Source organism: Alkaliphilus transvaalensis ATCC 700919, assembly GCF_000621485.1.
Lineage (GTDB): Bacteria > Bacillota > Clostridia > Peptostreptococcales > Natronincolaceae > Alkaliphilus > Alkaliphilus transvaalensis.
In genome coordinates, this window is the sequence record NZ_KK211287.1 from 34,427 (window position 1) to 53,276 (window position 18,850).

General features: G+C 32.8%; 16 protein-coding genes. 1 reads left to right on the forward strand and 15 read right to left on the reverse strand.

The features are described from left to right. Positions 1–40: 40 nt before the first annotated feature. The 4 genes from msrA to T335_RS0117035 all read right to left on the reverse strand — a co-directional run bounded on the left by msrA (position 41) and on the right by T335_RS0117035 (position 3,438). Positions 41–517 carry a peptide-methionine (S)-S-oxide reductase MsrA gene (msrA, locus tag T335_RS0117020; RefSeq protein WP_026478597.1) on the reverse strand — a complete coding sequence of 159 codons (477 nt, stop codon included), beginning with the start codon at positions 515–517 and terminating at the stop codon, positions 41–43. Between the two features lie 199 nt (positions 518–716). Continuing rightward, entirely contained in the window at positions 717–1,616 is a 900-nt protein-coding gene (locus T335_RS0117025) for an ABC transporter substrate-binding protein (protein WP_034328845.1), read from the reverse strand. 21 nt (positions 1,617–1,637) lie between these two features. Then, the gene (locus T335_RS0117030) at positions 1,638–2,285 is read right to left on the reverse strand and encodes an ABC transporter permease (protein WP_026478599.1); all 648 of its coding nucleotides are present in this window, start codon (positions 2,283–2,285) and stop codon (positions 1,638–1,640) included. A gap of 13 nt (positions 2,286–2,298) precedes the next feature. Continuing rightward, a complete protein-coding gene (locus T335_RS0117035) occupies positions 2,299–3,438 on the reverse strand; it encodes an ABC transporter ATP-binding protein (RefSeq protein WP_026478600.1) in 1,140 nt (379 codons plus the stop codon). A gap of 435 nt (positions 3,439–3,873) precedes the next feature. Here T335_RS0117035 and T335_RS0117040 point away from each other — a divergent pair, with 435 nt between their 5' ends. After that, positions 3,874–4,470 carry a GntR family transcriptional regulator gene (locus T335_RS0117040; RefSeq protein ID WP_026478601.1) on the forward strand — a complete coding sequence of 199 codons (597 nt, stop codon included), beginning with the start codon at positions 3,874–3,876 and terminating at the stop codon, positions 4,468–4,470. Positions 4,471–4,559: 89 nt separating this feature from the next. Here the strand turns inward: T335_RS0117040 and T335_RS0117045 are convergent, their stop codons facing one another. From T335_RS0117045 to T335_RS0117095, 11 genes are all read right to left on the reverse strand, one after another. Continuing rightward, the gene (locus T335_RS0117045) at positions 4,560–5,600 is read right to left on the reverse strand and encodes an ABC transporter permease (RefSeq protein WP_026478602.1); all 1,041 of its coding nucleotides are present in this window, start codon (positions 5,598–5,600) and stop codon (positions 4,560–4,562) included. Further along, positions 5,593–6,378 (reverse strand): ABC transporter permease, encoded by a 786-nt coding sequence (locus tag T335_RS0117050; RefSeq protein WP_026478603.1) that lies wholly within the window; start codon positions 6,376–6,378, stop codon positions 5,593–5,595. The genes T335_RS0117045 and T335_RS0117050 overlap by 8 nt, the downstream gene beginning before the upstream one ends. Positions 6,379–6,391: 13 nt before the next feature. After that, complete coding sequence (locus T335_RS0117055) at positions 6,392–7,324, reverse strand: ABC transporter ATP-binding protein (protein WP_026478604.1); 933 nt, start codon at positions 7,322–7,324, stop codon at positions 6,392–6,394. A gap of 158 nt (positions 7,325–7,482) precedes the next feature. Further along, positions 7,483–8,118, reverse strand: coding sequence for a response regulator transcription factor (locus T335_RS0117060; RefSeq protein ID WP_026478605.1), 636 nt, complete (start codon positions 8,116–8,118; stop codon positions 7,483–7,485). An 11-nt stretch (positions 8,119–8,129) separates the two neighbouring features. Continuing rightward, positions 8,130–9,275 (reverse strand): sensor histidine kinase, encoded by a 1,146-nt coding sequence (locus tag T335_RS0117065; protein ID WP_026478606.1) that lies wholly within the window; start codon positions 9,273–9,275, stop codon positions 8,130–8,132. A gap of 99 nt (positions 9,276–9,374) precedes the next feature. Beyond that, positions 9,375–10,409, reverse strand: a complete 1,035-nt coding sequence (locus T335_RS0117070) for a hypothetical protein (protein WP_026478607.1) — start codon at positions 10,407–10,409, stop codon at positions 9,375–9,377. Between the two features lie 93 nt (positions 10,410–10,502). Then, positions 10,503–11,075: a hypothetical protein gene (locus tag T335_RS0117075; protein WP_026478608.1), complete on the reverse strand. Its 573-nt coding sequence runs from the start codon at positions 11,073–11,075 to the stop codon at positions 10,503–10,505. 395 nt (positions 11,076–11,470) lie between these two features. After that, a complete protein-coding gene (locus T335_RS0117080; RefSeq protein ID WP_026478609.1) occupies positions 11,471–13,654 on the reverse strand; it encodes a DNA gyrase/topoisomerase IV subunit A in 2,184 nt (727 codons plus the stop codon). Between the two features lie 31 nt (positions 13,655–13,685). Next, positions 13,686–15,665, reverse strand: a complete 1,980-nt coding sequence (locus tag T335_RS0117085; RefSeq protein ID WP_026478610.1) for a DNA gyrase/topoisomerase IV subunit B — start codon at positions 15,663–15,665, stop codon at positions 13,686–13,688. A gap of 346 nt (positions 15,666–16,011) precedes the next feature. Next, the gene (gene abc-f / locus T335_RS0117090) at positions 16,012–17,661 is read right to left on the reverse strand and encodes a ribosomal protection-like ABC-F family protein (protein WP_034328846.1); all 1,650 of its coding nucleotides are present in this window, start codon (positions 17,659–17,661) and stop codon (positions 16,012–16,014) included. Positions 17,662–18,055: 394 nt separating this feature from the next. Further along, on the reverse strand, positions 18,056–18,790 hold the full coding sequence (locus T335_RS0117095) for a sulfite exporter TauE/SafE family protein (protein WP_026478612.1): 735 nt from the start codon (positions 18,788–18,790) through the stop codon (positions 18,056–18,058). Positions 18,791–18,850: the final 60 nt, after the last annotated feature.

Below are 18,850 nucleotides of genomic sequence, written 5' to 3' on the forward strand. Positions count from 1 at the left end.
TTTTTGCTGTGACGATGAAGATGAGGCCTTTTCAACAGGCTTATCTGTTGAGATCAATATGACAATACCCCCCAGGATTCTTCTGCAAATACTTCTGGTGGTATTCTTCTGCTGGGTAATAGACTTTTAGTGGCTCTATTTCTGTTGCTATCTTTTCTGAGTATTTTTGTTGTTCAGTTTCTTTTGTTTTTATAATTACTGGCAGGTCCTTTTCATCTGAATAATAGACAGCTGTACGATATTGGTTGCCTATGTCTGGTCCTTGTCGATCTACGGCAATTGGATCAATGATCTTCCAAAAATAACTTAATAATTTTTCTAGGCTGATGATGTTTTCATCATATTTAATTTTACATACTTCTGCATGACCTGTTGTTCTACTACACACTTCTTGATAGGTTGGATTTTCTAAATGCCCATTAGCGTAACCTACTTCTGTTTCCATTATGCCTTCTTTTCTTAAGAAATAAGCTTCTACTCCCCAAAAGCATCCAGCTGCTAACACAATTTCCTTCATTTTTATCCCTCCAAGGTTTATTTTTGTTAATATACCCTCTTTTTGAACAATTACATGCTAAATATAATTTTTTTGCTACAGGTTACAAGTTTATACTTGGAAGAATCATACTATTGGAGACCAAATTTAATTTTTTTGTGTATCGAAAATTAGAGGTAGACTGTATTGTCTACCTCTATTAGGGGGAATGAAAAAAATATTAGATTAAACCTTTAGATTGTAGAAACTCTCTTGCAACCTGTTCTTCTGATCTTTCTTGTTCATCTATTTCATAATTCATATTCTGCATTTCTTCGTCTGAAATTTGATTTTCTAAAATTGATAATATTTCCCTTAGCTCAGGATGGGCTTCTGCAGTCTCTCCATTTAATAAAGGCGCTGCATAATAAGGTGGGAAAAACTCCTTATCGTCCTCTAATACGTATAAATCAAAGGCTGGTATACGACCATCTGTAGCAAAAGCATCAATTACATCTACATGTCCGTCTCTTGCTGCCATGTAGGTTAAGCCTGGGTCAAAACCCCTCTCGTCTTTAAAATTGAAACCATATACATCTTGTAACCCTAAATATCCATCAGGTCTTTCTAAGAACTCCATTGTACTACCTAATATCAAGTCTTGGTCATATTCTAATAAGTCTGTGTAGGTTTTTAACCCTAGCTCTTCGGCCATCTCTCTTCTTACTGTCAAGGTATAGGTATTGTTGAAACCCAACTGTTCAAGCCATTCAATATTATAGTTTTCTTCAAATTCTTCTTTAACGATTTCATAGGTTTCTTCTGAAGTAAGAATTTCATCGTAGCCTAACATTACTGTATAAGCTGTACCTGTATATTCAGGGTAGATGTCTACACTCCCTGTTCTTAAGGCTTCAAAAACCAACTGAGTACCACCAAATTCCCTTACTTCAACCTGAAGGTCTGTATTTTCTTCAATTAATACCTTAAACATTGTTGCTAATAGTCTAGATTCTGTAAAATTTTTTGAGCCTATTGTAATTCTATCTCCTTTAGGAGAACATGCCGCCATGATAGACGTTGTCATTAATATAGCTATTAACAACCATACAACCTTAGATTTTTTTAACAATATATTCATTCTTAACACTTCCTTTAATAATTATTTTAATCCTTTTGGTGTAACTAAATATTCAACCCCACCTAATATCCAATCTACTATAATTGCCAATAGGGCTGCTGGAATGGCACCAGCTAAAATCATATTGTTACTACCGCTAGAGATCCCTCTAAATATTAGATCTCCTAATCCCCCTGCACCAATGAGGGATGCAATGGTGGCAGTACCTATATTAATGACTGTAGCAATTCTAATACCTGCCATGATTACTGAAACCGCTAAAGGAATCTGAACTCTTCTAAGAATTTGTCCCTTTGTCATACCCATTCCTTTTCCTGCCTCTATTAAGGAAGAATCCACATTGATAATTCCTGTATAGGTGTTTTTGATAATGGGAAGAAGGGCATATAGAAAAAGTACAAAAATAGCTGGTACTTCACCAATCCCCATAACAGGAATAATTAGTCCAAATAATGCTAAGCTGGGTAAAGTCTGAAATATATTTGCAATTCCTAAAACAGGATTTGCTAAACGCTTATTCCTTGCAATTAAGATCCCCAATGGTAATCCCACTAATATTGCGCATAAAACTGCTAATCCGGTTAACTGCAAATGTTGAATTGTCAAACTTAACACTTGATCTAGTCTGCCCATGAAAAATTCTATAAAGCCTGGTCTTGCTTGATTCATCTATCATCTCTCCTTAAGCCTCTTCATAGTCTGAAATGGCATCAGCAAATAAATTTAAAATCGTTGTTTGTGTAATTAAACCCTTTAAATAGCCATCTTCATCAACTACTGGTAGATTCTTCAGTTTATTTTCCTTCATTATGTTTAGAACCTGCACCATATTGGTTTTTTCTGCAACAACATGGTAGCTTTTATTTAATATATCTTTCATTTTAATGTCAGAAGTAGTTTTATTCTTTAATTCCTTAGGTGTAATAATTCCTTGTACCTTCTTAGGTCGATCACCAGGTACATCCACCACCAATAAATAGTCGGTTTGCTTTTCTTTCATAATTTCTAAGGCCTTTGCTGGTGTACGCTCAAGAGATATTGTAGCGGGTTGTTTTTTCATTATATCCCTTGCATAAACCATTTCTGGCGATTTCCATAGTCGATCTTTTCCTACAAAATACTCAACAAAATCATTAATCGGATTTTTCAATATGTTCTCTGGTGTATCATATTGAATAATCTTACCATCCTTCATAACTGCAATCTTATCACCTAGTTTTAATGCTTCATCCATATCGTGGGTAACAAATACAATTGTTTTGTGCAGTTCATCTTGTAATTTTAGTAATTCTTCCTGTAATTGCTCTCTTGTAATAGGATCTAATGCACTAAAGGGCTCATCCATTAAAATTACTTCTGGATCTACTGCTAAGGCTCTAGCAACGCCGATTCTCTGTTGTTGACCCCCACTAAGCTCATTTGGATATCGGTCAATATATTGTTGAGGATTAAGTCCAACTAAATCAAGTAATTCTTCTGTCCTTTTTCTTTTTTTAGCCTTATCCCATTTTTTTAGGGTAGGAATTAATTCTATATTTTCACCAATCGTCATATGGGGAAATAATCCCACTTTTTGAATGACATATCCTATATTTCTTCTCAATTCAATCGGATTAATTTCCATGATGTTTTTACCATCTATTAAAATTGTCCCTGATGTTGGTTCATGAAGTCGATTAATCATTTTCATTGTGGTGGTTTTACCAGATCCACTCTCTCCTATAAGTACAACTAATTCACCCTTATTTATTTTCAAATCTAGCTGATCAATTACATTTGTTTGACTATCATAACTTTTAGAAACTTTTTTAAACTCTATCATCTAACCTCTCCCTTTCTAACCGACAACTTATATTATAATGTAAAGGTTGTCGGTTGTCAAATGACGACCTTTATAAATTACTATTTAACTATCAAAGAAATAGTATTTAGCCTTAATAGAAATGCTAAATCATAGTTATACTATTATACAAGTTCCTCATAATTTGAACTTTAAAAGAAAATTCTGTTGTAAATTTTAGTTGACAGGGCAATAATGGAAATATACTATTAAATAGTGATAGAACAAAGTCTTCCTTCAGAAGATTAAAGATTAAAGGATGACTTTATGTGATAAACTAACTAGATCATCGGTTTAATTAATTTGAATTGTTATCCACTTATGTAGAAAACTCTTTTACGTAAAGTTCTTTTTTATCTAATTTCAAGATAGAACTTTCCTATATTCCTGATAAGAAAAAGGTTGGTGAACTTCATCATGTTAAAACAAGGTACTCGATATAAGCTTATCGCACAAGATATTGCCAAGCAAATTGTTAATGGAAATATACAAGAAGGTGCTAAAATAAAGGGCAGGTCAAATCTTGCTAGTAATTATAACGTATCTCCAGAAACAATTCGAAAGGCTATAGCCCTTTTAGAAACAAGTCATGTTGTAAAAGTTGTCCCCAGTAGCGGAATCGTTGTTATTTCAAAAGAAAAAGCAAATCAATTTTTAGAAGAAGCTTTAGGTAAAGAACACCTTGGTTATCTTAAGCATCAACTAAAGAATCTATTAGATGATAAAACCAAATTGGAAGATCAAATAAATAGTACAATCAAAAGAATTACTGAACAAGTTTCAACATCTAGTGAATATAAACAATTTTTATTTATAGAAATGCAGGTGAAGGATAGTCCATTCCTCAATAAAACTATTGAAGAATCAGATTTCTGGACAGCTACTAAAGGAACCATTGTTGCTATTAGAAGAGGGGAATCTTTAATTGTCTCTCCAGACCCTAAAGAACTTTTGCTAGAAAATGATATAATCGTCTATATCGTAAGCAGAGGTGGCTATTTCACTTCCATTTAAGTCGATAAATTATGGCCATAAAAATAAGGACCTCTTTCAACTAATAGAGGTCCTTATTTATTGTAATGCGAAATATATAATTTACTCATTTATAAATCTGTAGAAGTTAATTTCAAAGACTTAACACCAAAGGTGAAAAAGACTAGACCAAATAGTAATAGTACTGCTAGTTCTGTATAGGCGTAGAAAATACTGTTTCCATCAGCTAGGTGGACAAAGGCATCAATTAACCATTTTTGTGGTGTAAGATTTGCCATTTTTTTTAGCAGGTTATTCATATATTCTAAGGGAAAAAATGCACCCCCTATAAAGCTTAGGCTTACGGCAATAGTAGTCAGTATCAGGTTATATTTTCCACTATCATTAATAAAACCAATCATTCCTATACCTAAGCCAATTGCAGTAATTAAAAATATAAGCAGAATTATAAAAACATTAATGATACTAGTGCCATAGTCGAATTTAAAAATAGTAGTTGATATGGTTAAAAATATTCCTATTTGGATCATCCCTAAAAATAGGTTTGCTAATAAATGACCTAATGCTAATTCATACTGCTTCAAAGGTGCACAAAAGCTTCTCATAAAGGTTTTAAGCCTTTTATCTTCTAACAATAACTGCATTCCTGTGCCGATAAACATAATAATAAACATAGACATCATTCCTATAGCCGTTTGGGATTGCATTACTTCATCATTTGTCTTATTTACTGATTTATCAATGCCAATTGATCCACCTGATATTACAGCAGTCAAATAGGAATCTATTGTTGCCTTTAATTTAATAGCCTCTTCGTCATTTTTCTTACTAACTAATTTTATTTTGTCTGTATCATCAATTGTATCAGGAAATACAATACCATATCTTACTTCATTATTATTTACGCTTTCTTCTACATTTTTTTCCTTTATGAAGTGCAGACTGTATCTGTCATCCTCTTCTAGAAAATTAATTAAGCCATAATCCTGCTGAGGCAAATTTGCAACTCCAACTTCTATTGACTTGGGTGAACCAAACATTAATGTTGCAAGGATGGCAGCGATTACTGGAAATAGAAAAATAAAACCCAATGAAGTAATTTCCCGAAGTAATCTTCTGATTACGTTTATAGCGATCAGTATGCTATTCATAAACATTCTCCCTCCTATATAAAAGACTAGCCAGCAACATTAGTAGAGTCCCAATAAGAGCTAATATGGTAAGATTTAAAGATATATCCCTTAATCTTCCCCCTTCTGCTAAGATCAGATAGGCATCTGAAATCCATTTATTAATTGTAAAATTTGAAACCTTCTCCAGTTTGTCCGACTGAATAAGCCCCCCACTCGTAAAAGTCATAGCAATTACAACAATCGACATAACCCCACCAGCAACATTTGAATTTCGGAATATACCTGAAATAATAAAAGCCATTGCTGTTGCCACGTAAACCGCCATTAAGGTAATAGCTATTAAATTTAAAAGAGAGTCTCCCCAATTAACACTAAAAAATCTATAAGAGGCAGAAATAATGACTAAAGCCACTAATAAAACCGTTATTGAATGCCCTAGTAAAATACCAGAAAGAACCTTTAATTTACTAATAGGAGCCACACAGACCCTGATCATTGTATTTTCTTCTCGTTCCGTTACAATATAGGCACCTGCAATCATACTTGTCATCAACAAAAACTGTGTTAAAATGGCAGCTGCATAGAGCTGTAACATATCATTGTTAACAATTCTCGAAACTATAAATATCTCTACAAACCCACTGTTAATACTTTCAGCTACTTCTGCTGCAGCATTTACCGTTGTTACATTAATTAAATAGAGTTGCATTAAAGGCATCACCGTTAGGAATGCCAACAACAAGAAATTTTTTGATATTGTCTTGAAATTCTTCCAAATAATACTCAATAATACCATTCCGACACCTCCCTTAATCCCTTAGCTTCCGCCCTGTTAGGGTAAGAAATACACTTTCTAAATTGGGTTCTTGTAGGGAAAACTTACGAATTAAAGTATTTTCCTTCCCCATTACGAATAACACATCATGTATAACTTGTTGAGCATTTTTTGTAATGATCTCAATTGTGTTTTCCTTCAAGGAAACATTAATAATTCCTTGTAATTTTTTAATTTCATCTATGACATTAAATCTGATGTCGGAGGCTTCTATTAATATAATTTGATCTTGATTCATTTGACTTTTTAATTCTTCTTTTGTTCCTATCCCCATGAGTCTACCGTGATCTATGATTCCTACACGATGACAGAGGACTTCTACTTCTTCCATGTAATGACTCGAATAAATAATCGTTGCTCCTCTTCTATTTAATTCTTTTATAGACTCTAAAATATGATTTCTTGATTGGGGGTCTATCCCTACCGTTGGTTCATCCATAATAATGATTTCTGGTTTATGAACAATAGCACAAGCAATATTTAATCTTCTCTTCATTCCTCCTGAAAATTTCTTAGGCTTTTCTTTCTTTTTATCTAAGAGACCTGTATAGACAAGGGCCTCATCTACAGCTTCCTTTAGTTTTTTTCCCCTTAGTCCATAGAGACTACCAAAATAGGCTACATTCTCCCTTGCAGTTAAGCTTTCATAAATTGCTATATCCTGAGGTACCATCCCCAGTAACCTTTTAATTTCGATACTATTTTTTTTGATATCCAATCCCTGAACTTCTATTTCACCATTATTAGGCTTTAATAGCCCCATAATCATTTTAATTATTGTACTTTTCCCTGCACCATTTGGCCCTAGCAAACCAAATATTTCTCCTTTTTGTATGTTTAAACTAACCTGATCTACCGCCAGTTTGCTATCGTATCGTTTCACTACATTAGTTAATTTGATTGACATCCCCACTACCTCCTATTTCATCTTTAAGTTAATTCTATATACTTTCTTTAGCCTTCTCTATTCCCTAAGGTCATCATTAAAAATGACTAAAGTAATTTTAAAAAGAACAAACCCAATAATAAACATCTAAAGATGATGTTAATTACTGGGTTATCACTTTATTCTACTTTACCACCTTTAAGGTGAAATATTGCAATTTGAGTCCGATCACGCAAATTTAACTTAGCTAAGATATCGGTTATTTTATTCTTTACTGTCCCTTCACTTAAAAAAACCTTTTCTGCTATATCTCGATTACTATAGCCATCGGCTATGTGTTTAATAATTTGCATTTCCCCTTCATTAATTTGATATCTCAAATAGTCAACCTCTGGTTGTTTAATCAATAATCCCGTAACCTTAGGGGCAATTTCTGGATGGATTAGCATATTCCCTTTTTCTACTACTTTAATTGCTTCAATTACTTTATCGGGAGATATATTTTTCAATAGATATCCTGATGCTCCGTTTTTTAAGGCATCAACAATATATCGGTCATCGTCAAAGGTGGTTAGTATTATAATTTTAATGTGTTTGAAAGATTCTAAAATCTTTTTTGTACCCAGTACACCATCGCAGATGGGCATTCTAATATCCATTAAAATAACATCAACAGGGTATTCACGACAAAATGTATAGGCCTCATCCCCATGACAGCATGTCCCTACCACTTTAATATCCTTTTCCATGGATAAAATTATTTTCATACTCTCCCTAATAATTTGATCATCATCCACTATTAAAACCTTAATCATAATCTTCCTCCTTAATTCCCTACGATCTCCTGTTCCACTCCTTGGTGGGGAATGATACTTTTAATTATAAAGCCATTAGTTTGATCTATTTCCAGATATCCCCCTACAAATTTCAAACGTTCTTCCATAGAGCTGATGCCAATTCCTTTCTTAATTTCAACACAACTTTTACCATCATTTTTAATCACTAAATACACTCTATTGGCTTCGTAAATTAAGCAAATGTATATATTCTTTGCCTTGCCATGTCTTACGGCATTGGTTAGGGCTTCTTGAGCGTTTTTATAAAGAACCATTTCTACCCCCGGGTAAAGTTTTTGAATATTTCCCGTTACTTTCAGATCTATGTTTATTTCGGTTTCCTTACTGAATTTTCGAATCATTTCTTCAAAAGATAAAATTAAATTCTTGTATTCCTTTGGCATGGTACTTCTAACAGTTTGCCTTAACACTTCTATACTCTCTCTCAAATTTTCTATTGCTGCCTTTAGAAAAGCCACACCATTGTTAAGGTCATTATCTAAAAGTCGAATGCCCGCCTCCATCTGCATTAAAAGGGCAGTTAATCGATGTCCTATAGTATCATGGATTTCTTCCGAAATACGATGTCTTTCCTTTAAGGAAGCTAAATGTTCTACCTGCTGGGAATAATCAGATATTTGACTCTTTGCCACCTCTAATTGATAGCTATATTTACGCACTTCATCGTAAACTTCTTCAAGTTCAGCAATTTTTTTCCCCATGCTTTTAAATAGGAGGGCAAAAATAGAAGTAAGTAAAAAAATAAAATAACTTAAAATAATCAGGTTAGAATCTTTATTTTGAGTAAAGTAAAACAAGAACCCACCTACTAATAGGAGAAGTCCATATCTATGTTCTTCCTTAAGGAAGATACTATCAATGGTGGTAATCAATAGTGAAAAGTAGGTAATTCCTCCATAACGATTATAAATTAAGTAAATGAGAGCTAAGTCGAGTAACAAAGAAAGGAATATTGCTTTTCTTTTTAAAAAGACGGCTCTAATTTGTACATTTAATGCCAATAGCAGCAATAACATTAAGGCAATTGGAATATCTGTTTCTTTTAAGCCAAGTATAATAGGTATATTGAATAGTAAAATCATTAATCTAGTGATGCTGATTGATTTATTAAGCAATGGACATCACCTCTTTATTAAAATTATAACTTGCTATACTTTTATAAATGTAAAGTAGGCAAAAATAAAATAGTACTATTTATAACACAAAATCTAACCCTAGTATACAGTATCCAAAATATCATCAACTAAACTTTTCCATCCTTCTTCTGGTGAAAATAAACTATAATAATTACCGTCTTCCTTAGCATAGATATTGTGAATACCCCAAAATATTTTATGAAGAATAGATTTATCCCCTATTTCAGCATAGGGAACGTATTGATAAACGCCACTTTTACTAATATAAATCTGTCTTCCCGTTTCCCTCTCACCACTATAAAGTAACAATAACGGAGTTTGTCTATTAACATAAGTTTTATTTACTTTATAATGATATAGGTCTTCTAATTCTTCTATTAACCCTCGTATAACCCCCTGATTCTCGTAATTGACATCTTTATGAATAACGTATAATTTAGGGGTTTCTTCAAAATAGATTAGATCTGTGAGGCGATCTGGCTCCATAATCGATTTGGAGCTAGCCATTAGAACAGCTATCATCAATATTAAAATGAAGACATTCTCTAGCAGAAAACTCATTTTACTCTTCTTTTTTACCTCAGCTTCTTCAAGTGCGCTTTCCAAAAAATAGATTATTTCTCTTTTGCCCTCGTAGTCAAACCACTTTTTAAAATGAATAGAATAACTCTTTTTCTTCTTGAAAGTTGAAACATTGGTTTTTACTTCAATGACCTTTGCTGAATTTGCTAGCGTATATAAAACTTCCTCTTCTTCTTCTTCTTTTTCAAAGTCTGAGTTTATGATTTCTTTTAAAGCAGTCTCTAATTGAACTAACAAATTTTTTCTGTCATCTAAGTTAACACTATAACTATAGCCACTAAAATATCTGATAACAACAGAAATAACAATTACTAAGAACAGTAAAAATAGTAGTTGTTGCGGTCTTTCAATGAATATAATAATGCTACTACAAACAAAAGTAACATTAAACATTAAACCTAAATCACTTTTAATTTTCACCAATTTTTTTCCTTTTGTAAATAATGAAATGATACCATCGATAATGCCCGCCAATGCAACAAACAGGAAAAAGCTCCCCTGTATAAATGCTACTGTATTTTCATCCCACATCAATTCCAGCTACCTCCATTAATTAATCATTTTAATAGGATGATTATACCATATCAACTAATTAATAGAAAGTGATGGCTAGATACTTTGTAGCTATGCGCCTTCATGATATATAAATCTAATTTCCGCTTCGTAGAGTCGCTTATATAGATTAATTTCCTCTTGTAGTTCCCTCTTACTAATAAAAACACTAGTGAAGAACTCCCAAAGAAAAACCCAACCTCCAATGAAAATTCCTTCATGAAGAACTTGATAAATTAAACTAGTTTCTGTCCCTCCAAAAAAGTAACCGATGCTTAAAAACAATAAAGATAAGACTAAATAGGAGGCAATTTTTTTATGAAGATTAGTAATTTTTTTATCAACCCTCGCCATTGCATATTCATAATAGTTCATATAGGCAGAAATTAAAGCTGTTTCCTTTCTTGTATCCTTCTTATTTATAGGAATATATAGAACAATAGAAATATCGAAATTTAGAGGAATATCTTCTGACGAATTCACTACAAAATCATTAAATTCATCTTCAATGTCTCGCTTCTTAAAGGGGGAAGGATCCCAATCATCATAAACGTCATCATAGTCATCTAATGATACTTCAATTAAATATTTCTTACTTGTATCTTCAAATTTGTATAGCTTTTGAAAGTATCTTTTTTTACGCATCTTATCACCATCAATTTAATAAATTTTTTAGAACAAAGTCTTTCTTCGGAAGATTTATAGGATGACTTTAGGTGAAAAAACTAAGCGACTTACACAATTTAATCCATTAAATTGGTTATCTGCTTATCTTGAAACTCATTACGTAAAGTTCTCTTATTTTAATAATAATTAAAATCCAACTTTCCTATTCGTTATAAAAAAGCTATTACTTGAGTAAACTTAAATTTTCTCTCTTATAATTTAGTTTACTCTAATGCTACTTGCTTTTATTCTTATTAAATGACGTATCTTATATCTGGAATAAAAAAAATAAGGAAGTCGCAAATGACTTCCCTTCTAATTATTTAATTCAGATATTTAATTATGATTTTAAATTTCATCTCCAAATATATTATTTATATAGTTAAATCTTCAAAACCCTTCTCTAGGTAGTCATCCTTCTTTAAGAATGCTCCTATAGCTGGTATTTTTGCCCGATAATACTTAGGATTTTTAAATACAACATCTTCTAAGGTTTTAATTTTAGAAAGGGTACTATTCTTCTTAGATTTAAGAACCTGTATTCCTCTAGAGTTTCTTGTGGTTTTTATAGGTATTTCATTCGTATCAAACACTAGAATTTTATCAATACTGCTGATGGCTACCAAATCTTGATCTTCTTGTAGATGTGCGATATAAACTAATTCTGCTTCATCGGCATAGGCATTGGCCAATTGTTTTCTCTTGGTTTTAGTCTGATAGCTTTCCATTGGAATTTTAGCACCTTTACCGTTTTTATAGAAAAAGATCATAAATCCACTGTAGTCTTCCGTTGAAGTCATATAAATAATCTTTTCATCGTCCGCTAATCCCAATAAGTTCTTTAAATAATCTCCTAAGCTACTGGTCTTCTTGTCTTCTAATTCATAATTTCTCACTTTATAAACCACATGCTTATTGGAGAATAGTAGTAGCTCTGACTTATTGGTGCTTTCAACTTCTTGCACAATATAGTCATTATCCTTCAGCTTATGACCATTAGTACTACTTCTTAGGGAGTTTAATGAAATCTTCTTAAGATAATTCTCGTTGGTTAAGAATACCTTAACACCGTAGTCTTCGATTAATAATTCTTCTGTTACTACTTCAATATGCTTTTCTTCGATCACATCGGTTTTTCTAGGATTACCGTACTTATTGGAGATTTCTTGAAGTTCTTTAATGATTAGTTTATTTACCTTGTCATCACTTTTTAATATATTTTCGAGACGTTCAATTTCTTTTTCTAGGGCTTTTATATCCTTAGTTTTATTTAAAATATATTCCTGGTTAAAGTTTCTTAATTTGATCTCAGCAATAAATTCAGCTTGCACATCATCTATTTCAAAGCCCTTCATTAAATTCGGGACAACATCCTTATCCTTCTTTGTGTCCTTAACAATCTGAACAGCTTTATCAATATCCAAAAGAATTTTCTCTAGACCTTTTAACAAATGAAGTCTCTCACTCTTTTGATTGATATCGAAGGCCAGCTGTCTTTTTACACAACCAATTCTAAAGATGGTCCATTCTTTAATAATGCCTTTTACACCTAAAACCTTTGGATTCCCATTTATTAAAACATTAAAATTGCAACTGAAGGAATCTTGTAGGGTAGTTAACTTAAAGAGACGATTCATAAGATGTTCTGGGTCGGTATTACGCTTTAAGTCTAATGTAATTTTTAGACCTTCTTTATCAGTTTCATCTCTTATATCACTAATGTCTTTAATCTTACCAGCCTTTACAAGTTCAATGATTTTTTCTATGATGGCTTCTGTTGTGGTGGTATAGGGAATCTCATAAATATCGATGCAATTATTTTTCTTGTCATATCTATATTTTCCCCTTAAGTAAAAACTACCCTTCCCTGTCTCGTAAATCTCTTTAAGTTCCTTCTTATTAAGGATTAATTGTCCCCCCGATGAAAAGTCGGGAGCAATTAAGTACTGAGATAGATCTACTGCTTCATCCTTAAGAAATTCAATTGTAGCCTCACATACTTCCTTTAGGTTAAAGCTACAAATTGAACTGGCCATCCCTACAGCTATACCCATATTAGGGTTAGTAAGGATATGGGGAAATGTTGTTGGAAGTAGTTTAGGTTCTTGCATTGTATTATCATAATTAGGCACAAAATCTACTGTATCCTTATTAATATCTTTAAAAAATTCTTCACAAATAGCTTCTAGCTTGGCTTCTGTATACCTTGGGGCTGCATAGGCCATTTCTTTAGAATAGTTCTTTCCAAAGTTACCCTTACTATCAATTAATGGATGTAATAATGCCTCGTTTCCTCTAGTCAACCGTACCATTGTTTCATAAATAGCACCATCCCCGTGGGGGTTTAGTTTCATTGTTTGCCCAACAATATTGGCAGATTTAGTTTTTGCCCCCTTCAAAAGACCCATTTTATACATCGTATAAAGGAGCTTACGGTGGGAGGGTTTTAAACCATCTATTTCTGGTAGAGCCCTAGAAACAATAACGCTCATTGAATAGGGCATATAGTTTTTTTCTAGGGTTTCAATTACATTTAAATTCGTTAATTTAGACTCCATTTACTTCCTCCAGTAGCTTATATTCTTTTTTCTATACCACATCGTAGTCTTCAATATATTTATACCCATGCTCTGAAATAAATTCTTTTCTACCAGAAAGATTATCCCCTAAGAAGAGTTCAAAGGCTTCTTTGGTGGCCTGAGCTTCTGCTGGGGTGACTTTAATCAACCTTCTTGTTTCAGGATTCATAGTGGTATGCCACATCATTTCTGGCTCATTTTCACCTAATCCTTTAGAACGTTGAATTTTGTAGTTCTTCTTTAGCTTCTTTAAAATTGTATTTTTCTCACTATCGGAATAAGCAAAATAAGTGTTATCCTTACTATCAGTAATCTCATACAATGGCGACTCTGCAATATATACATAACCCTTTTCTATTAATGTAGGAGTAAGGACATATAACATGGTTAAAATGAGGGTCCTAATCTGAAACCCATCAACATCGGCATCGGTACAAATAATAATTTTATTCCAATTTAATTTTTCAATATCAAAAAAGCTTAAATCATTATGCTTGTTTTTAATTTCAACCCCACAACCCAGTACCTTTAACAAATCAACGATAATATCATTTTTAAAAATTTTATCGTAATCGGACTTTAAACAGTTTAATATTTTCCCTCTAACAGGGATAATCGCTTGAAATTCTGCATCTCTACCCATTTTTGTTGAGCCTAGGGCAGAGTCTCCCTCTACGATAAATAACTCTCTACGGTTTAGGTCCTTTGTTCGGCAGTCTACAAACTTCTTAACCTTATTAGCAAAGTTGTCTACCCCTTTACTAAGCTTTTTCTTAACATCTATTCTAGTAGATTCTGCCTTTTCTCTACTTCGCTTATTGATTAGGACTTGATCTATAATCCGATCTAACTCTCCTTGATTTTCAACAAAATAGATTTCAAGCTTCTCCTTTAAAAAGGCTGTCATTGCTTCTTGAATAAATTTATTAGTAATTGCTTTTTTCGTTTGATTTTCATAGCTAGTAACGGTTGAATAAGTGTTTGTTACTAGAATTAAACTATCCTTAATATCTGTAAAGGTTACTCTTTTCTCGTTTTTGTTGTATTTATTCTTTTCTTTTATAAAGCTATGGATTTCTGATGTAAAGGCACTATCAACTGCTTTATCAGGAGATCCACCATATTCTAGATAAGACGAGTTATGATAATATTCTAATAGGGTGTTTTCATTATTAAAGGCAAAAGCTACCTCTATTTTTAGTTTATACGCTTCTTTATCTTCTCGATCTCGACCTTTTGTTTCAAGTTCAAAAAATTGAGGCTCTGTGAAGCCTTTATCATCGTTAAGTTCTTTTATATAATCAATGATACCATTTTCATAAAAATAGACAAAAGTTTCTTGGCTTTCTTCATCATACAACTTAAAAGTGATCCCTTTATTTGAGATGGCTTGTCTCTTTAAAGTTTCTTTAAAAAAGTCTAATGGAATATCTATATCATTGAAAACCTCTAAATCTGGCTTCCAACGAATAATTGAACCTGTATTTTCATAGTCATAACCCTCTTTAATTAATCCACCAATATTTTCTCCCTTTTCAAAGCGAAGCTGATAACGATGTCCGTCACGGAAAATTTCAACGTCCATATATTCTGATGCAAATTGAGTCGCAGCCGTACCAAGACCATTTAAACCAATACTATATTGATAATTGCTACCAGAGTTATTGTTATACTTACCACCTCCATATAAGATAGTAAAAACAATCTCCCAATTATATTTTTGTTCTTTAGTATTATATTCAACTGGAATTCCTCTACCTTGGTCTCTAACTTCAATAGACTTATCTTTATATCTTATAACCTCAATGAAATTTCCAAAGCCTTCTTGGGCTTCATCTCTAGCATTTGCCACGATTTCTACTAGGGTATGGCGACAACCTTCTATTCCGTCACTACCAAATATAACCCCTGGTCTAAGTCTAACCTTATCTTTTTCTTCTAAAGTTGACAAACTATCATTTCCATAATTGTGTTGATTTTTTTCAGTCATCTTTAGCCCTCTTTCCTTTTACTAAACACTAATAAATATAATACCACATTTACTACATAACTTTCGACCCAACTTTTGACCTGTCTTTTCTTTATTAGACACAAAGGTTCCATTTCCTTCTAGACAGCAGTCGTGTCAAGATGGAAATTTAGTTAATACTATAGCAAATTTCTAACAATAAGGCAAATATTAAAATTAAAATAAGGATATATTTTTTGTTTGATTAAATTGCGTAATACCATAATCTGAATTAATATTTGTTTTGTGTAAAGATAAAAACTATATCGTGCATTGTGAAAAGAGTAATCTAATAGAAAAGAGGCTAGAACATTATTCTAGCCAAATTTTATTCTATCATGCTTTTCAGTTGGTTAATTTTTTGTATCAGCCTATGATACTCTTGATCTAACGCTTCGAGATTACCTTTCTTATCTGGCAGGGATAGTTTACCCAAAATTTCTGAGAGTTTGTTTTGCGAAATTAATAATTCTTCTTGAAGTTCCTTCTTATTAAAGTCAAGCTGTTTGTTCTTTGTTTTTAAGAACTCCTGATAGCCTCCATTAAAAACTTTAATCTTTTGATGATCGATTGTCATGATTTGATTAGCAACCGATTCAATTAATTTTCTATCATGGGAAACAAATAATAAGCTTCGATCGTATTCCTTTAATGTTTCTTCAATCACCTCTAGGGATTTTATATCCAAATAATTTGTTGGTTCATCTAATATCAAAAGATTAAAATCTTGTAAAAGAATCTTAAGCAGTGAAGCCTTTACCCGTTCTCCTCCACTTAAAAGATGCACTTTTTTGTTTAAATCTTCCTTAGTAAATAACATTCTACTTAGTAATATTCTAACGAAGGTCTCGTTGTAAATACTGGTTTCTAAAAGGTTGATTAAAAGACTTTTCTTCATGTCTAAATTTTTTATATCCTGACTAAAGTAGCCTATTTTAGCTCCCTTAGCCCTTTTAATAGAGGTCTCTTCCTCAATAATCATTTTTAATAGGGTTGTTTTTCCACAGCCATTTGGCCCCACAAGGGCTATCTTTTTCCCATTGACTATTGTAAACGCTGCATCATTAAAGATAATTCTATCACCAAAGGCTTTATTTACTTTTTCTCCTTGAACCAGCACTTTACTATAAAGCTTATCTCCCGCTTGAAGATCAAGCTTAATACTAACCTGTTCCTTTGGCTTTTCTTTAACCTCCAGCTGTTCAATTCTACTTTTAATCCCCTTAGCTACCTTGTCAAAGTTGGCTTTAGCCTTCTGGTTGCCCATTTTATGAAGTCGAGCTTCAGAGTTACCCATCCTCTTTGGGGTCTTTTTTATTTTCTTTGACTTTCCCTTTGTTTCTTCTAGGGCCTCCTCTAATCTGGTCTTTTCTTTAATATATTGATGGTATTGAAATTGGGCCCGTTCTTCTTCCAGTTTCATTTGCAGAAGATAATCGTCATAGTTTCCATGATAAATTTTAATTTTTCCATCTTTTACTTCTAATATTTTGTTACAGACTCGATTTAACAGATGTCTATCATGGGAAACCAGTAAAAGTCCCCCTTTAAATTTTTCTAATGAACTTTCCAGCAAGGCTATCCCTTCTAAATCTAAGTTACTAGTGGGTTCATCTCCACAGAGTAAATGACTATGTGAAGTTAGGGCCTGTGCCAGCTTAAATCTAGTTTTTTCACCACCACTCATGGTTTCCTCATATTGGCTCTTAACACCAAACTTTGAAGCCAACTCTTTGCTGATTTCCTTTACCTTTGGCTCTTGCAGTTGAGTAATATAAGAAAGACTTCCTAATAGATTAATAACGCCTTCGTCTGGCTTAATTTCCTGACATAATATCTTCAATAAGGTAGTCTTTCCTACCCCATTGGCTCCAACAATCCCAATTCGGTCGGTGGCATATATCTTGAAGTCCTCAACCTCTAAAATTAATCTATCTCCAAAATATTTTTTTATCTTTATTCCTTCTAATAAAAGCATCAAAAAACCCTCCTTAATCTAGAGGGATAGTGTCGGTTTATAGGTTATGTCCTTTAGAGATCTCCTTAATAAAAATAGATGTCAAAGCAATAGTCCGCTTCAAGCCCCTATAGGGTCCTATACAAACCATTCCCATTGTTAAACAATCTTTTTTATAAGGTCAGTCCCTAAGCTTTAGAGCCAGTATTGACTACGAACAATAACCCACTATCCACTCTCATTTTAATAAAATTTCATGTCAATAAAAGGCTTACAAAAGGCCCTTTTTAACAGTTAATGTTTTATTAATGAAATGTAGTGAGTTATTTTTTCATTTGTCGATACCTTGCCCTTTCTTAAGTTATTTCTATTTTAGAATACAACCTTTTCCATTAATTGTCAAGGGGAGACACGATTAGAGTACCACTGAAACAATTGACAGTAAACCCATAACAAAAATTAAAATTAAGGTCAGTCTTTTAAAAACGTCTTCATCTACTTTATCCCCTAACTTAATTCCTAAAAAGGTCCCCATGATTAGGGCCGGCACTAATAATCCACCATAACGAAGGACCTCTTGGCTAATTAGCCCCCCGAGTAAATAGGTGGGGATTGTAAAAAGGTTAAGCAACCAAAAGTAGGTGGTCAAATTCGCCCTAAAGGTTTGTTTTTCTACCCCTTGATTCGTTAAGAATAAAACTAGGGGTGGACCACCTAAGGAAACACTACCATTTAAAATCCCACTAACTAACCCAACAGGCAGATATGATAGTTTTTCCTTCTTTACTTTTATTTTATAACCATAATAATTTATCACTGTTGATATGATTATAATGACCCCTACAACCAACTTTAATACCCCTTCATCGGTGACCTTTAAAAGATATGCACCAAAGGGTGTTCCCACCATGCCAGCTACAACTAAAATAATAATTCTCTTAATATTGATATATTCTTTGATGTGATGGAGGATCATGCTATTTAATATAAGGCTGTAAATTACTAAAATAGGCACTACAATTTGTAAGGGTAAAAACATCCCCAACAGAGGTAAAGCCACCAACGAGAAGCCAAAGCTAATCATCCCTTGGGTCATAGATGATAAAAAAATAATGATAAATCCTAATATAAGCTTAATTGATTCTTCCATTGTGCTCCTCCTAGAAGTACTAGTAATGTAACGCTATTATAATTCTCTATTTTTTCTTTA

Bases quoted from the DNA above. Each gene is read 5' to 3' on its own strand.
- msrA (WP_026478597.1), bottom strand. From the start codon at position 517: ATGAAGGAAATTGTGTTAGCAGCTGGATGCTTTTGGGGAGTAGAAGCT.
- T335_RS0117025 (WP_034328845.1), bottom strand. From the start codon at position 1,616: ATGAATATATTGTTAAAAAAATCTAAGGTTGTATGGTTGTTAATAGCT.
- T335_RS0117030 (WP_026478599.1), bottom strand. From the start codon at position 2,285: ATGAATCAAGCAAGACCAGGCTTTATAGAATTTTTCATGGGCAGACTA.
- T335_RS0117035 (WP_026478600.1), bottom strand. From the start codon at position 3,438: ATGATAGAGTTTAAAAAAGTTTCTAAAAGTTATGATAGTCAAACAAAT.
- T335_RS0117040 (WP_026478601.1), top strand. From the start codon at position 3,874: ATGTTAAAACAAGGTACTCGATATAAGCTTATCGCACAAGATATTGCC.
- T335_RS0117045 (WP_026478602.1), bottom strand. From the start codon at position 5,600: ATGAATAGCATACTGATCGCTATAAACGTAATCAGAAGATTACTTCGG.
- T335_RS0117050 (WP_026478603.1), bottom strand. From the start codon at position 6,378: ATGGTATTATTGAGTATTATTTGGAAGAATTTCAAGACAATATCAAAA.
- T335_RS0117055 (WP_026478604.1), bottom strand. From the start codon at position 7,324: ATGTCAATCAAATTAACTAATGTAGTGAAACGATACGATAGCAAACTG.
- T335_RS0117060 (WP_026478605.1), bottom strand. From the start codon at position 8,118: ATGATTAAGGTTTTAATAGTGGATGATGATCAAATTATTAGGGAGAGT.
- T335_RS0117070 (WP_026478607.1), bottom strand. From the start codon at position 10,409: ATGTGGGATGAAAATACAGTAGCATTTATACAGGGGAGCTTTTTCCTG.
- T335_RS0117075 (WP_026478608.1), bottom strand. From the start codon at position 11,075: ATGCGTAAAAAAAGATACTTTCAAAAGCTATACAAATTTGAAGATACA.
- T335_RS0117080 (WP_026478609.1), bottom strand. From the start codon at position 13,654: ATGGAGTCTAAATTAACGAATTTAAATGTAATTGAAACCCTAGAAAAA.
- T335_RS0117085 (WP_026478610.1), bottom strand. From the start codon at position 15,665: ATGACTGAAAAAAATCAACACAATTATGGAAATGATAGTTTGTCAACT.
- abc-f (WP_034328846.1), bottom strand. From the start codon at position 17,661: ATGCTTTTATTAGAAGGAATAAAGATAAAAAAATATTTTGGAGATAGA.
- T335_RS0117095 (WP_026478612.1), bottom strand. From the start codon at position 18,790: ATGGAAGAATCAATTAAGCTTATATTAGGATTTATCATTATTTTTTTA.